The 14,627-nt window shown below is 54.4% G+C and carries 11 protein-coding genes, 1 other RNA gene and 1 pseudogene; 8 read left to right on the plus strand and 5 right to left on the minus strand.

Going from position 1 to position 14,627, the window contains the following annotated elements:
* Nucleotides 1–135: 135 nt before the first annotated feature.
* Together ACI9KD_RS14880 and ACI9KD_RS14885 are read right to left on the minus strand one after the other, a co-directional pair.
* A complete protein-coding gene (locus ACI9KD_RS14880) occupies nucleotides 136–957 on the minus strand; it encodes a transporter substrate-binding domain-containing protein (RefSeq protein ID WP_414981964.1) in 822 nt (273 codons plus the stop codon).
* An 81-nt stretch (nucleotides 958–1,038) separates the two neighbouring features.
* Nucleotides 1,039–2,826: an N-acyl-D-amino-acid deacylase family protein gene (locus ACI9KD_RS14885; protein WP_414981965.1), complete on the minus strand. Its 1,788-nt coding sequence runs from the start codon at nucleotides 2,824–2,826 to the stop codon at nucleotides 1,039–1,041.
* A gap of 219 nt (nucleotides 2,827–3,045) precedes the next feature.
* Here ACI9KD_RS14885 and ACI9KD_RS14890 point away from each other — a divergent pair, with 219 nt between their 5' ends.
* The 7 genes from ACI9KD_RS14890 to ACI9KD_RS14920 all read left to right on the plus strand — a co-directional run bounded on the left by ACI9KD_RS14890 (nucleotide 3,046) and on the right by ACI9KD_RS14920 (nucleotide 9,683).
* Nucleotides 3,046–3,819 (plus strand): ferredoxin--NADP reductase, encoded by a 774-nt coding sequence (locus tag ACI9KD_RS14890; RefSeq protein ID WP_414981966.1) that lies wholly within the window; start codon nucleotides 3,046–3,048, stop codon nucleotides 3,817–3,819.
* Between the two features lie 158 nt (nucleotides 3,820–3,977).
* A complete protein-coding gene (locus tag ACI9KD_RS14895) occupies nucleotides 3,978–5,297 on the plus strand; it encodes a phytoene desaturase family protein (protein WP_414981967.1) in 1,320 nt (439 codons plus the stop codon).
* A 113-nt stretch (nucleotides 5,298–5,410) separates the two neighbouring features.
* Nucleotides 5,411–6,043 (plus strand): TetR/AcrR family transcriptional regulator, encoded by a 633-nt coding sequence (locus ACI9KD_RS14900; RefSeq protein ID WP_414981968.1) that lies wholly within the window; start codon nucleotides 5,411–5,413, stop codon nucleotides 6,041–6,043.
* Entirely contained in the window at nucleotides 6,037–6,990 is a 954-nt protein-coding gene (locus ACI9KD_RS14905) for an HlyD family secretion protein (protein ID WP_414981969.1), read from the plus strand. Before ACI9KD_RS14900 ends, ACI9KD_RS14905 begins: the two co-directional genes overlap by 7 nt.
* Nucleotides 6,987–7,919: an ABC transporter ATP-binding protein gene (locus ACI9KD_RS14910; RefSeq protein WP_414981970.1), complete on the plus strand. Its 933-nt coding sequence runs from the start codon at nucleotides 6,987–6,989 to the stop codon at nucleotides 7,917–7,919. The genes ACI9KD_RS14905 and ACI9KD_RS14910 overlap by 4 nt, the downstream gene beginning before the upstream one ends.
* Nucleotides 7,916–9,055 (plus strand): ABC transporter permease, encoded by a 1,140-nt coding sequence (locus tag ACI9KD_RS14915; protein ID WP_414981971.1) that lies wholly within the window; start codon nucleotides 7,916–7,918, stop codon nucleotides 9,053–9,055. Before ACI9KD_RS14910 ends, ACI9KD_RS14915 begins: the two co-directional genes overlap by 4 nt.
* A 70-nt stretch (nucleotides 9,056–9,125) precedes the next feature.
* The gene (locus tag ACI9KD_RS14920) at nucleotides 9,126–9,683 is read left to right on the plus strand and encodes a DUF924 family protein (RefSeq protein ID WP_414981972.1); all 558 of its coding nucleotides are present in this window, start codon (nucleotides 9,126–9,128) and stop codon (nucleotides 9,681–9,683) included.
* Nucleotides 9,684–9,752: 69 nt separating this feature from the next.
* Here the strand turns inward: ACI9KD_RS14920 and ACI9KD_RS14925 are convergent, their stop codons facing one another.
* On the minus strand, nucleotides 9,753–12,389 hold the full coding sequence (locus ACI9KD_RS14925; protein WP_414981973.1) for a PKD domain-containing protein: 2,637 nt from the start codon (nucleotides 12,387–12,389) through the stop codon (nucleotides 9,753–9,755).
* Nucleotides 12,390–12,563: 174 nt separating this feature from the next.
* Nucleotides 12,564–12,974: pseudogene (locus tag ACI9KD_RS14930) on the minus strand (DUF1761 domain-containing protein).
* Between the two features lie 131 nt (nucleotides 12,975–13,105).
* Between ACI9KD_RS14930 and ssrA the strand changes: the two are divergent.
* Nucleotides 13,106–13,497: a transfer-messenger RNA gene (gene ssrA / locus ACI9KD_RS14935) on the plus strand.
* Between the two features lie 866 nt (nucleotides 13,498–14,363).
* On the opposite strand, the gene ACI9KD_RS14940 is transcribed toward ssrA, so the two are convergent.
* On the minus strand, nucleotides 14,364–14,627 hold a 264-nt coding region (locus ACI9KD_RS14940), incomplete at its 5' end, for a DUF1348 family protein (RefSeq protein ID WP_414981974.1).

A 14,627-nucleotide genomic window follows, 5' to 3' on the forward strand; every position in this document is an offset into this window, starting at 1 on the left:
AGTGCAGCCCAGATAGCCAGCATCTGATAAAAGCCAATCTCGACAAACGTTTGCGCAATAGCGTCAATCATGTGTAATCCAAATAAAAACGCCCCGGCCGAAGAACGACCGGGGCGTGCTGAGGGCGTTTACTGCCTAGGGCAGCGCCGCTACCCAAGAGCTGTTTTCTAACCACTTTTGGCGAAGCTTGGTAAGAAGACCCGTGCCTTCATAGGCCCGAAGGTAATTGCGCACCAGATTCAGGAACTCAGGGTCACCCGAAGATACAGCGATGCCAAAAGGCTCAACCGTCAGGGGCTTATCCAGTGTTACGAGGCCAGCGTCAGGGTTACGCAGCACTTCCAGCTTGCAAACCGGGGCATCCGCCACCATACCTGCGACCGCCCCGCTAGTGACCATGTCGATAGCTTCTTTGTAGTTAGCCACCTCGACCAGCGTCGCATTTGGAGCCGCTTCCAGCACAAAACTTGCGCTAGTGGAGCCCTTAAGTGCCGCCAACTTAACATCAGTAGCTGCAATGCCTCCGGACGCGATTTGCTCAATCGCTGAACGAGTAGCAAGAATCGACTTGCCGCTCAGCATGTAAGGACCGACAAAAGATGCGTTCCTGGAGCGCTCCGCCGTAATAGCCATGCCTGACACGATTACGTCGATCTCTCCAGCTTCCAGTGCCTTGGTGAGGTCACCGAAAGGCATAGGGCTAAGTTTCAGGTCAGCGTGCATTGCATTCGCCAGCGCCTTGGCAAGATCTACGTCAAAGCCCATGAGCTCGCCCTGACGGTTCTTCATATTCATGGGGGGTTGATCGCCCGACATACCCACTACCAATACTTTGTTTTCGACAACGCGATTCAGCGTCTCTCCAGCCTGCGCCCAAGGCGCGAGCAGTACACTCAGCGCCAAAAAACCGCTGGCCATAATTTGAACGGGTTTAAACCGTCTTGCGGGGTTGAACATAATTGACTCCATTGGTGTCACCAATGCCCCGGGGCCTTCCCAGAGCGGTTAAATTCTTGTGCTCTGAACAGCGGTTTGCGCTCAGGCAGCCGACTCCAGCGCCGGCTGCCCGGCTCGATACAAGCGGCCCGGGTTCTTACCGGTGAGTAGGTCATCCTTCAACACGGTCTCGCCATCGACGATCACTGCGCGATAGCCTGCAGCGTCCTGCAACAGTCGCTGACCACCCGCAGGCAGGTCTTTTACCATACGCGGCGCAAAGAGTCTGAGCTTCTCAAAGTTGATCACATTGATATTGGCCTTGAGGCCCACCTTAAGCCTGCCGCGATCGGCCATCCCACAATAATCCGCAATATCAGAGGTCAACCTTCGAACAGCGTCTGCAAGCTCAAGACGTCCTCCGCGATCTCGATCTCGGTCCCGAGCCCAGTAACTCAATAGGTAACTCGGAAAACTTGAGTCGCAAATCGTGCCTACGTGCGCACCCCCGTCAGAAAGTCCCATGATGGATTGTGGATGCTGCATCATCTCAAACACATTATCGAAATTCATATTGGTGTAGTTGTAGATCGGAAAATAAAGCAACGCCTGCCCAGCATCTTCCAACAATAGGTCGTAGATCATTTCCAGCGAGGACACGCCCTTCTCCTGCGCCATATGCAGCACAGATGTTTCCGCACTCTGCTCATACTCCGGGTTTTCGCCGAGCAGGAATGTCTTGCTGGCCACGTAATCAATCGCGGCCATCAGTGCGTCTACGATGGGGGGCACTGGCGTACCGTCGCCCGCTAAGGTCTCAGACTCCTCGGTAAGAATCTGCGCCTTAAACGCTGGGTCCTTCATTCGCGTCACGCGCTTTTGTAAAGGCAAGTCACAGATTGCCTTGTAGCTGGGAAATCCGATAAACGGATGAAAAGTACATTGCAGACCCGTAATCACGCCGATGCCTCGCGGCGCAGTCTGCAAGCGCATATTGACGCCTTTAGCTTCGGCCTTTTCAGCACGCTCGATAATTCTTCGCCACTGATCTGGCGCAAAATCCCGCTGCATCAACGACAACGAAAATGGACGCCCTTCCCCTGCTTTGGCCATGCTCTCGAGAATATCGAACTCCTCGTCAAAGGCGTCGCCTTCCCGCTCAAGATCAAAGTCGTTAACCGCCTGCAAGGTTCCATGAGACAGACCCGCAAAAGCGCTAGCGATTCCCGCAAGCTCATCCGCAGTTGCCTCAGACGATGGCGTCCAGTCACCGTCGGCGCTTCGGTGGACATCCGAACGGCCGGTAGAAAAGCCTATAGCTCCAGCCTCAAGTGCCTCCCGAGTAATGCGGCGCATAGCGGCTATATCATCCTCGGTGGCCGGCTCGTTGCACACCGCACGATCACCCATGACATACACGCGCAAAGGATCGTGGGTGACCTGTACTGCAAAATCAATGCTATGGGGCTTAGCGTCCAAGGCATCCATGTACTCGGGCAGCGTCTCCCAATCCCAGGTGAGCCCCTCGGCAAGAGCGATGCCCGGGATATCCTCAACGCCTTCCATCAGCCGGATGAGCTTCTCGCGATCCCCCTCACGCACCGGTGCAAAACCGACGCCGCAGCTACCCATGACCACAGTGCTCACACCATGGTTAACGCTAGGCTGCATTCCTGCATCCCAAGAAACCTGGCCATCGTAGTGTGTGTGCAGGTCAATGAAGCCGGGGGTCACGATATGGCCGCTGGCATCCAGCGTTTCGCGAGCATCGCCTTCACATGCTCCGATAGCAACGATGGTGCCGTTGCGTACGGCGACATTCGCGCTTTGGGGCTCGCCGCCCTCTCCATCGAATACCAAACCAGCAATAATCTTTAGATCGTATTCCATACTTGAACCTTTTTCTTGTTATGTCTTTTTGGGTATCTCAAAAGTCTAGGCAGCGGCGCATGGCCTGTCCACCATGGGTTTTCACGCAAGAAGAGAATAAGGATAGGGAAAACCGTTCTTGAAAGACGCCCATGATTGTCTTGCAGGACGCGGCCAAGATGATCAAAATCCGCCACTTCTAACGTATACATCGTTCTAACCAATATTGAGGACCCTAGCATGGCCGCCGTCGCACCCGCCAAAGTCACCGAAGTGAAGCACTGGAACGACCGCTTGTTCAGCTTCAAGACTGAGCGCGCACCCGAGTTCAGATTCGAAAACGGGCACTTCACTATGGTGGGGCTGGAAGTTGACGGAAAGCCGGCGCTGAGGGCCTATAGCATCGCCAGCGCCAACTATGAGGAGGAGCTGGAGTTTCTAAGCATCAAAGTGGCGGATGGCTTACTCACCTCTCGCCTTCAACACATCGCCGTAGGCGACGAAGTTCTAGTGGGCAAAAAGCCCGTGGGGTCATTAGTACTTACGGATTTGCGCCCCGGCCGGTACCTGTATCTGTTTTCCACCGGCACAGGTTTAGCCCCTTTTATGTCCATTATCCGAGATCCAGACACCTACTCCCGCTACGAAAAAATCGTCCTCGTCCATGGTGTGCGCCACATTAGCGATCTTGCTTACTACGACTTCCTCACCGAAGAGCTCCCACAGCACGAGTACCTGGGCGAAGAGGTTCGCGACAAACTTCTCTATTACCCCACGGTGACACGCGAGCCATTTCGCAATAATGGTCGCATCACAGAGCTACTCCAGAGCGGCAAGCTTGAATCAGATTTGGGGCTACCCGCGATCGACCCGTCGCAAGATCGCGCAATGATCTGCGGCAGTATCGTAATGCTGGATGACATTTCGTCACTACTGAACGCCAGGGCCTTCGAGGTATCACCCAGCCAGGGTGTAGCCGGTGATTACGTTATTGAGCGAGCGTTTGTGGGCTAAGACCTGATATAGATCGCCCCCGCGGGCAAGCAAACTACGCCCGCGGTATCTTGCGACCAATGCTGGTGCTTGCATAAAAATACCTGATCGCAGTAGAGTCCCTAGAATCACCAGTCCAAGACTGACCGACCGATTCAATAAGCAGCGGGGGGCCCTCCATGTCAAACGAGAATTTTGATGCCATTGTCATCGGCTCGGGCATGGGCGGCATCTGTGCCGCGGCGAGACTTACGGGTGAAGGCATGCGCGTTCTCCTCATCGAAAAATCGCCCTACCTGGGCGGACGATGCGGACACCGAGTCCGTGACGACTGCCTGGTTACCACCGGCGCCCTGATGATTCCCATGGGGCCCAGCAGCGCGATTCGCCAGGCCTTCGATATCTTAGATGTAGACATGGATATGGTCGACCTGACCGGACGCATGCGTTACCGGCTGGCGCACGGTGATTACGATCTGCCACCGGGGGGCGGAGGTCTCTATGGCATGGTGGAATTCGCTATGCAGGATGAAGCGGCCGCCAAAGCCCTCTTTCAACGCATCACCGATGCATTGTTTAAGTGGACACCGCTGGACACGATCTCCATACGAGAATGGTTTGATCAGTACACAGACAACAGGGAGGTGAAGAACCTGTTTCAGGGTTATTGCGCTGCGCTCATGGGGGTGAATCTGCACGAAATCCCCGCGAGTGATTTTTTTGCTTTTCTCAAATACAGCAGTAAAGGGAGCCGCTTTGGCATGTCGACTCATGGCAATGGTGCCCTGATGGACAGTCTGGCTGATGCCATCAACCGTCGCGGCTCCGAGGTGAGACCCCGCACAGGCTGTAAGCGCATTATTGTGGATCAGGGAAAAGTGATCGGTGTAGAAGTGCATGGCGCCGATGGCAGTGACCAGGTCATCACCGCGCCACTCGTGCTAAGCAATACCGGTCCCGACAGCACGGTTATGTTGGCTGGCGGTGAGCATCTATTTGAAAAGAGCTACGTAAAACGCCTGCACAGGAACGCAGCGGACGCACCGATCATGCACATTAGTTTTGTGATGGACGAACCGCTGATTCCGGGGTTCGATGGCTGCATGGTATTTGGGAACACCCGCAACCTCATCTACCTGGAGATTCCTTCTCAGATATCGCCCGAGATTTCGCCCACCGGCAAATACCTTCACACCGCTTACGGCGCACCGGCTGATGCGGCCAATCCCGACATGAAAGGTGAGTTCGATAACACGCTCGCCGAGCTTGAGGAGAACTTTCCCGGCGTAACGGATCGCGTAACATTTTTGGTCAAGGCAAAGCATCGCGGTCAATCGCCCGGGATGCGTCGCTGGATCGGATATGGCATGCCCGTGAACACGCCAATAGAAGGTCTGTACAACGTCGGCGACGGCTGCGCACCGCGCGGCACCATTGGTACCGAAAGCGCGGCTGCGTCGGCGCGAGAAGCGGTCGCTATGATCACGGGCAAACGGTAGAGCACCACACAACTTCCGGAGCTGGATTTTAAGGTGACGCATGCTCGTGCCCGTTTGCTTCTGCGCCGGCTTAGATATATAACTGACCAGTCAGTTATATATATGAGACAGTTATGCAGCGCGCCCGCACCAAAGACGCCAAAGATCAGCGACGACAGGTACTTCTTCAAGCCGCATTAGAAGAGTTTTTTGAGCGGGGATTCGCCGCCGCCCGCCTCGACGATGTCGCCCAGCGAGCCCAGCTTTCAAAGGGAACCATCTATCTTTACTTCAAATCCAAGGAAGCCTTGTTTGAAGCGCTTATCGATTCCCTCACATCACCGCGGATCGCGCAGTTCGAAGCCATCGCCGCCAATGCCCCGTCGATTGACGAAGCCCTGTCACAGATCGCAACGATCGCCCCGATGATCATTCGTCAAAGTAGTCTGCCCAAGCTCATGAAAGTGCTCATAGGCGATAGCCATCGTTTCCCTGAAGTACTCAGGAACTATCGGCAGAACGTTCTCGACCGACTGCTTGCGGCCATCACCACACTCCTTATCGATGCTCAGGAGCGCGGCGAGATCTTGGTTACCGACCCTCAGTTAACCGCCCGTCTGGTTATAGCACCCATCGTATTTTCCAGCATGTGGCAGGCGCTTTTCGGACACGATGAGGAGCCCCCGATTGACCTCGACGCGCTCTTCGAGATCCATCGCCAGCTAATCCTGAACGCTCTGCGAATCCAAGAAGCATCGACGTGCTGAGACTCAACACCGGCTTAGGGGCACTAATCGCTGTGCTCCTGCTCAGCGCATGCACCAGCGACGATGCAGACAACGCTCCACTCCTGGGTTATGTAGAGGCGGACTGGGCCTACATAGCGGCCCCCTCCTCTGGATGGATAACCTCGAGTCCGATGAAAGAAGGGGCTGAGTTTATTACCGGGGACCTGCTCTTTGAGCTCGATAGAGAGCGGGAAACAGCGGCAGTACAGGAGGCCCTTTCGCGGGTAGAACAGGCCCGAGCACACCGCTCCAACATTTCAACCGGTGCCAGAAACGCCACGATCCGCTTACTTGACGCACGTCTGCAAGAGGCACAGGCGCGCCTTACCCGAGCACAGAAAGAGTATGAACGCATGACACCGCTGGTGGAAAAGGGCCTTGAGCAAATGTCCGCGGGTGATCGCGTTACCGCAGACATGGACGTTGCCCGGGCAGCGGTCATCGCCGCGCAGCAGGACATAGCGGTCGCCCAACTACCAGGGAGGCCTGCGGAACTGAAGTCCGCAGACGCTGGCATCACGCTTGCAGAGGCTGCTAGTAATGAGGCTCTGTACCTTTTGCATGAACGCTCAGTGCATGCGCGTATGAGGGGCAAGATTATCGAAGTCCTCTACCAGGTCGGAGAATTCGTCACACAGGGGGCCCCAGTGCTTGCCACTCTGCCTGCTGACGGCCTGAAGGTTCGCTTCTTTTTACCCCAGGCGGACCTGCCTACCGTGGCACTGGGAAAGACCGTTAAGGTGATAGCTGATGGCATCGCAACGCCTGTTGCAGCAACAATTTCCTACATAGCGACCGCCGCCGAATTTACGCCGCCGGTGATCTACACCAATGACTCAAGGCAAAAACTTGTGTTTTTGGTGGAAGCGGATGTCCCTCTGGAGTCCTCGCTGCATCCAGGGCTTCCCGTGGAGGTGCGCTTGTGACCAGCGACCTCGCCATCGATGTGCGCGGGCTGGTAAAGCGTTTCGGAGACAAAACCGCAGTTAATGGCGTGGATATCCAAATGCCCGCGGGCCAGGTATGGGGGTTTCTGGGTCCCAACGGCTCTGGCAAAACCACCACCATCCGCATGCTTTGCGGCCTTTTGAATATCACAGAGGGCCACGGCACCTGTCTGGGTTTTGATATTGAAGAACGCGCCGATGAGATTAAATCCCGTACCGGCTATATGACGCAAAAGTTCTCTTTCTGGACTGACATGACGATCAGGGAAAACATAGAATTTGTGGCTCGAATGTACCGCATGCCCCGCCTACGCGAGACCGTTGACCAAACGCTGGAAAAACTTGGACTCACGAATCGACAACACCAACTGGCGGAGGCCCTGTCCGGTGGCTGGAAGCAACGACTCGCGCTCGCCGCTGTGACCTTACACAATCCGAAACTTCTGTTACTTGATGAACCCACGGCCGGCGTCGATCCGCAGGCAAGGCGGGATTTTTGGGATGAGATACATCGCCTCTCGCTGGATGGCATGACGGTGCTGGTGTCTACGCACTACATGGACGAAGCCGAGCGTTGCGATCGTATTGTGTACCTTGCCAACGGCGAAAAGGTTGCCGAAGGACAGGTATCGCAAATCATAGATCACTCGCAGCTCGTGACGTTTCGCGCTGAAGGCGACGGTGTACGGCAGCTCGCGGGGAAACTCCAGGGATTCCCTGCCCTTGAGCATATTGCTTACTTTGGCGCCGCGCTCCATGTCAGCGGACGGAATCGTGAGGCGATGCACAGCACCCTTATCGCGCAGCATGCGGACGGTGTCACCTGGAAGGAAGTGCGTCCAAGTCTCGAAGATGCCTTCATTGCACTGATGGCTGACGCAGGCCAGGACACTCGGGTGCACGCGTGAGCGCGTCCTCTCTTAACGCAGCGCGAATCTGGGCGATTTTTATAAAGGAATTAGTGCAGATGCGCCGGGACAGGCTGACCTTCGGGATGATGTTTGGCATCCCCATCGTGCAGCTAATCCTGTTTGGCTTCGCCATCAATACGGATCCCCACCAGCTGCCTTCTGCACTCCTTCTGGAGGAACAAACGCCAATCGTGCGTACCCTGACCCAGGCACTCAAGAATTCAGACTATTACGACTTTGTTCTGGAGACCGACGATCCGGCGCGCAGTGCCGACCTTATGGCGCGGGGCAAGGTCGCCTTTGTCGTGTCAGTTCCCGCGGGCTTTACGCGCGCCCTGCTGCGCGGCGAAAGGCCACAAATACTGATAGAGGCCGATGCCTCCGATCCCTCTGCCTCGTCGAATGCTCTAGCGCAGGCCAACACGATCCTACAACGCGCGCTGGGTCAGGACCTTCGTGGGAGCGTAAGCGGACTCAATAGACCACCGCCTCCCTTTGAGCTGATTGTGCACCGAAAGTACAACCCCGAGGGAGAGACAAGCTACAACATTGTCCCCGGGCTACTGGGGGTGATTCTAACCATGACCCTGGTCATGATCACCGGCATGGCAATGACCCGGGAAGCGGAACGGGGAACACTCGAGAATCTTCTCGCGATGCCCGCTAAACCTGCAGAAGTCATGCTGGGGAAAATCCTTCCTTACGTCGTGGTAGGAGCATCGCAGACTCTGGTCATACTCGTTGCCGCTAAGACCCTCTTTAATGTTCCTTTTGAGGGCTCTCTGTGGATTTTGCTGATTAGTGTCACGATCTTTGTGGTGGCCAATCTTGCGCTTGGATTCACTTTTTCCACCGTTGCTAAATCCCAGATGCAGGCCATGCAGCTAACGTTCTTCTTTTTTCTACCTTCACTGTTACTTTCAGGGTTTATGTTCCCCTTTCGCGGAATGCCGATCTGGGCCCAAACCCTGGGCGAAGTGTTTCCTCTAACGCACTTCCTTCGAGTAGTCAGGGGAGTGATGCTCAAGGATGCAAATCTTGTACAGTTGCAAACGCCACTGCTTGCCATGATCGCCTTTACGGTTGTCGTTATGGCTGTGGCGATGCTTCGCTATCGACGAACTCTTGACTGAGCATAGGAGGCCCCCTGATGCCACTGCAAGTATCCGGTAACACCCCAACGAACTTCGAGAGCGACGAGCGATGAGCTCGGCTCAGACTCCGCCCACAGCAAAAGAGATTTTGCGGTTTTGGTTTGAAAAAGCCGGCCCGAAGGCCTGGTTCAAAAAATCCGAGGAATTTGACGAACTTTGCCGCGAACGCTTCTTGCCAACCTTTGAGGCCGCAGCCGCGGGAGAATGCTGGTCCTGGCGAAAAACGCCGGAAGGCCGCTGCGCCGAAATCATTGTGCTGGACCAGCTCTCACGAAATCTTTTTCGCGATGATGCACAAGCCTACGCACAGGATGGCATGGCACTGGTGTTAGCTCAGGAGGCCGTTGCCTGCGGCGATGACCAGCGTATGCATGCCGATCAGCGATACTTTAGCTACATGCCGTATATGCATTCCGAGTCTTTAGCCGTCCATGAAGAAGCACTTCGTCTGTTTGAAGCTTTGGGCAATGCAGATGCACTGCGCTACGAAAAAGCCCATTACGAGGTGATCCAACAATTTGATCGATACCCGTCTCGCAATGCCGTTCTTGGCCGTCAAAGCACGTCCGAAGAGCTTAGGTACCTAAAAAGCAACCCAGGTTTTTGAAGAGGGCTGCAGGGGGCAAAAAAAAGCCCGGGCGTACCCGGGCATCCACTCCTAATGGATAAAGGTCTATTAAAAGTTGACCGACACACTGTCCTTTAAGTTTCCGGCGTCGTCGTACAAGGTGTAGGTGTAACTACCACTGCCCTTGCCAAGCGAGTCTGTATAACCACTCTCGCCAGAAAACATTGTAATCACAACACCGTTACGATCCACGGAACCTGCGGTTAAGCCTGTCCAACTCAGATCAACCGTTTTTACGCCTTTTTGTTTATAAGCACTGGCTGTTAGAGCAGTGTCCTCAGGTGGTGGCGGAGGCGGTGGCGGATCTCCTCCATCGCCCGCATCGCCGTTCTCCGTGACAATCAGTAAGGCATCAATAAAGAGCCTATCGAGATCCAAATTACCTCGGCTGCGGTCGCTATCGCGCACAATAATCTGCGCCTGCCCACCGACCGGGGGCAAATCAACCGTATACGTGGATCGTGCGCTGCTAAGAACGATATCCAAAGGCTGTTCAGCACCGCCATTCACGGCATAGAACAAGCGCATTGTGTCGCCATCACCGGCAGCCTGGTGCCACGCGGTGAGCGAAAGACGGACATTATCGCCACCCAAAACCGTAAAGTTCCAACGATGCTCTAGATAACTGTAGCGAGAATTCTTACGTCCTCCCGACGTTCTCTCAACCAGTGACTGTTCAACGCCATCAATAAGGTAAGTATCTCGGTAATCACCGTTAACCGTGCCCGCTACGAATTGCTCACCCGTGGACAGCTGTTCTACAAAGGCGGGACCGCTGATATCCAAGACGATACTGCTAATACTCGCATCGCCCAGATCATCAGTGACAGTCAACTCGGTCGTGTACCGGCCGCCGGCAGTGTAGCTATGTGAGAAGACTTCCCCACTGGCTATGCTTCCGTCACCAAAGCGCCAGTCCCAAGCAACAATGCTACCGCTGCTATCGACGTCATAGGAGGCGCTTCCGTCAAAGACAATAGTGTCTCCAGCTGCCGCGGTCAGTGTGCTAGCGGACGCCACAGCAACGGGCAACTGGTTGTTTACGCTTATCTCAAGGCCGGCGCTATCGGTCAGTCCCGATTCACTAGTGACAGTGAGTGTCACGCCATAAACGCCGGGGGCGGTGTAAATATGCGATTGCGTCACACCAGCGTCAGCAACACCATCACCAAAGTCCCAATCCCAGGCGACAGCATCGCTAGAGCCACTGGCATCAAAGTCGACTCTCAAAGGCGCGACGCCAGGGGTGTAACCGGGAGCCGACGCTACCGCTGTGGGCGGAATAATCCCACCCGGGTCTGCCGCCGAGCCCACAATCGAGTAGTTTCCAAGGCTCGCGTAGTCTGTATAGCCCGTAGCCAAGGGGTCGCCTTTACCCACACCATCGACCACGAGAAAGTACTCTCCCGCTGCGACATTCAGAGCGATCGCGGCATCAAGAGAACTTTCTGGATTGCTTCGCGCCAGCTCGTTGCCCGCCGCATCCAGCAGCCTGGCTTCAATATCCAAATTAGGTGCGGAAGGAGCCGGCGTAATGGAGAGATTCAATGGACCATCTCCGGCAATCAGACTGAAGACATCTCGATCGCTGCGCGTATGCACCACACCACGTCCATCAAGACTTACCTCTGTACCGGAAGGCCCCGTATCAAGCGCTGATGCCCCACCAATGCTGTCATCATGATCGTCATCAACCAACGGAGCCCCATACACTTGCATACGTGCAAGGTCATCTTCGAGGTTGTTGGCGTCGTTGTATTCACCGCGGCTCCACTGCACCAAGGCACGGTTATAGCCGACCCCCATGATCGCGGCCCAACCTGTGCTACCACTACCGTGCCCCCCGTAATAGGCTGCACCTCCGCTGAGGCCGTCATGATTCAAACCCAAGTTATGGCCCGCCTCGTGCGTGGCTGCCTCGCCGGCGCCTTTAACGCCTCGATTAAAGACAAACGCGGGCTTGTAAAAATCAGAGGTGTCGTCAAAGGCCCGTAAATAGGCGAAACCGCCGCAGCCACAGCCGTCAAAGTTATCAACGGTGAATACTACGCGTGTACCAAATACACCATCGCCGCTACCGTCGCGACTGATCGCAGCAGCGCCCGGGTCTCGCGTTGTGACGTTCACGTTAAAGGGCGCAAAATCCTCGGCCACCAAGCGCCAAATAGCTTGAATCTCAGTGAGTTCGCTATTGTTAAAGAAACCGGGATCACCGTTGCGGTCATACGCCGATGAAGTGATATCGCCACCACCACCGTTCCAGGCTGTACCTGAGGTGACGTGTCCATCAAAATCCAGATACACCGTGCGCGGCGCATCAGGTTTGCTTTCCAGGAAAAACGTCTCAGCAAGCGGATAAGTCGCCTCCTCGAGTACATCGGTCACAAAGCTATCTGCCGGCTCGGGTTCAATATAAAAAGCACGCCCACTGCGATCAATCCACAGGGTCCCATCATCACGCAGGTGACGCGCAAATTCGCTGGTACTCAGACCGTAAAAGGCAGCCACCTGAGGCAATTTAGCGCCAAGGGCAGCAAACGCGGCCTGGCCACTGACGGCATCGGGAAGCTCAATATCGGGAAATTTATCTACCGGCGGCGCAGCAGACACCGAGGTAAAAATCAAAGGCGTACAGACAAGGGCGAGCGCGCGAAAGCGCCCCTTGAGGGAGTTGAAAATTGTCATTACCGCATCCTCCTAACGACGTACGGTACGTGAATGGATGCATCCAGACTGACCTCATTAAGCCAAGGATGTCAACTCATTTGTTTAGCAACATAGATGACAAGCAAAAACAAAAAGCTGTTAAGTCAGCAGGAGACCGGGGTATGAACAGGCTAAAAGCACTATAAGCGCAGTCTATTTCCAAGCGCCCCAAATAGCGCCCATCAAAGTCATAGTGACCACCCAGTAGCCACCATTTACCAAAATGTAAGACCAGGATCGCAGCTCAAACAGACCAACCACCCCAAAAGCAAAGAAAATCCAGCCAAAGCCGGTTAAGAAACCATACAAAGCACCGATCTGCAGGGTGATGTTCGGCGCGCCCAAAAACATCGCCAGGCAGTAACTCATTATCAACAAGAAGGTCAGGGACAAGCCAAAAATCTTGGCCTTACTACCGCCGGCGACCTGCTCTTCTGTGATGCCGGCCGATTACATCCAAATCTTTCCGAACAGGATCGGCGAGTACCATAAGCCCCCGACTACAAACCCCACTACTGCTGCAACTACAACAGTCGCCATCCAGTTGATTGATACAGCATCCATGACTCACTCCTTACGGAAATTACTATTCCCTTATCCATTGACGCCTTGGACAGGGACTAGAGTTTGTCAAATTGAGATGCGTCCTTAATTCAAATCGACATCGGGGTTTGTGATAAACTGCGTACTCACTTGGGGGCGTTACGGATTCGACGACGGTAACAAAACCTGCGGTGCATGCCGTGATGGTAGCCAATCACGTTAATCCAAAGCTGCAAACTATTAGTTGCCAATGATGACAACTACGGTGTTGCGCTAGCCGCGTAAGCGGTTAACAAAAGCACCATCTAGTGGCTTCGGCCCTAGCGGTCTTTAGCAAGGTTCCAGCCCCGCGTTACTGACTGTCATATAGAACTGGATCGCAGCGAAGCAGGCTCCGGGCCTAGCTGCTAAAAAATTACGGAGATCGCCAATCACGTCCTGCCCGTTGGGCTGTGTGCGGTTAGATTAATCAACGGGATCTAAGCATGTAGAGCCAATGGCAGAGTACTGGCGGACGCGGGTTCAACTCCCGCCGCCTCCACCAATTTCTTATCTCCTGTTAACTTTTGTTAACATTAAAGCCCTGTTTTTCAGGGCTTTTTTATGCCCAAACCTTCTTGCAGCGTCCTGCTGCGTGTTGCAACATACCCCCTCTATCAGCCTCGACACCCCAAGGTCTAGTGATTTGGTCGTTGTAGGCCGCCGCAGCACCCTCAATAGAATCGCAGCTACAACTCATCGGTTACAAAGGGGTTATGCAAAGACTCCCCGCAGAAAAACCCCCAGAAAACGCCCCATAAAAGTAAGGACATAAGAAGAAGAGTTGAAGCTACGGGCGAGCTGCGTGAACAACTCACAGGCTCAAATCCACGACCAGCGCTTCGTCCGCTCAGAAGCTACAAATTCGGAGTCTCTTTCAAACACAACCGCCTGGTTCGTAGACGCCTTAAGCACTCTAACCTATTGTTTTTATGGCCTAAAAACAGCGCCCGTTGCCGTATTTGCAGGACAAAGCACTACTTTGCAGCACTGATGTCGGAAATTTGTCGTAAGGAAAAGCGGTCGAATGACCAAGGTGGTTGATCACCTGACGGTCTGCGCTTTTTGTCGGAATACTATACTGCTCGATAGCATCACCCGGCTTTCAGCGCTTTCATTACCGCCTGCGGGTCATGCCGGATAAAACGCCTGTGCGGGACCTGTCGGCTCGCGGCGCCCCTGCTCCCAGTTCCTTAAGGTGCCAAGCCTGACGTCCACGAGTAGATTGGCCGCGTGTGCCGTGCCGGTTAACTTCCTGCATTGTTCACAATGACAAAAGTAAAAATCACCGAACTTATCTTCACGTGTGAATGCAACGTCGCCGCAACAGCACCTACCTGTAATCATATTCGCGATATTAACCTCCATACGTTATAAATTTGGATCGGTCAGGCCCGGATGATCATCTGGACGGCGACCTGGTGACCAGTGAAACTTTCCCTCACTCTCTAAGATTGGAACATCATTGATACTAGCGATACGACGCTGCATAAAACCTTGTGAATCAAACTCCCAATTTTCGGTGCCATAGGACCTGATCCAATGGCCAGGATCATCATGTGACTCATAAGCAAAGTGCACAGAGATTCGGTTGTCATGAAACGACCACAGTTCCTTGACTAGCCGATAATCTAG

The sequence above is a fragment of the Congregibacter sp. genome, assembly GCF_047617445.1.
Classification (GTDB): Bacteria; Pseudomonadota; Gammaproteobacteria; order Pseudomonadales; family Halieaceae; genus Congregibacter.

Excerpts from the sequence above, each read along its gene's own strand:
- ACI9KD_RS14900 (WP_414981968.1), top strand. The coding sequence starts at position 5,411 with ATGCAGCGCGCCCGCACCAAAGACGCCAAAGATCAGCGACGACAGGTA.
- ACI9KD_RS14885 (WP_414981965.1), bottom strand. The coding sequence starts at position 2,826 with ATGGAATACGATCTAAAGATTATTGCTGGTTTGGTATTCGATGGAGAG.
- ACI9KD_RS14880 (WP_414981964.1), bottom strand. The coding sequence starts at position 957 with ATGTTCAACCCCGCAAGACGGTTTAAACCCGTTCAAATTATGGCCAGC.
- ACI9KD_RS14925 (WP_414981973.1), bottom strand. The coding sequence starts at position 12,389 with ATGACAATTTTCAACTCCCTCAAGGGGCGCTTTCGCGCGCTCGCCCTT.
- ACI9KD_RS14920 (WP_414981972.1), top strand. The coding sequence starts at position 9,126 with ATGAGCTCGGCTCAGACTCCGCCCACAGCAAAAGAGATTTTGCGGTTT.
- ACI9KD_RS14895 (WP_414981967.1), top strand. The coding sequence starts at position 3,978 with ATGTCAAACGAGAATTTTGATGCCATTGTCATCGGCTCGGGCATGGGC.
- ACI9KD_RS14890 (WP_414981966.1), top strand. The coding sequence starts at position 3,046 with ATGGCCGCCGTCGCACCCGCCAAAGTCACCGAAGTGAAGCACTGGAAC.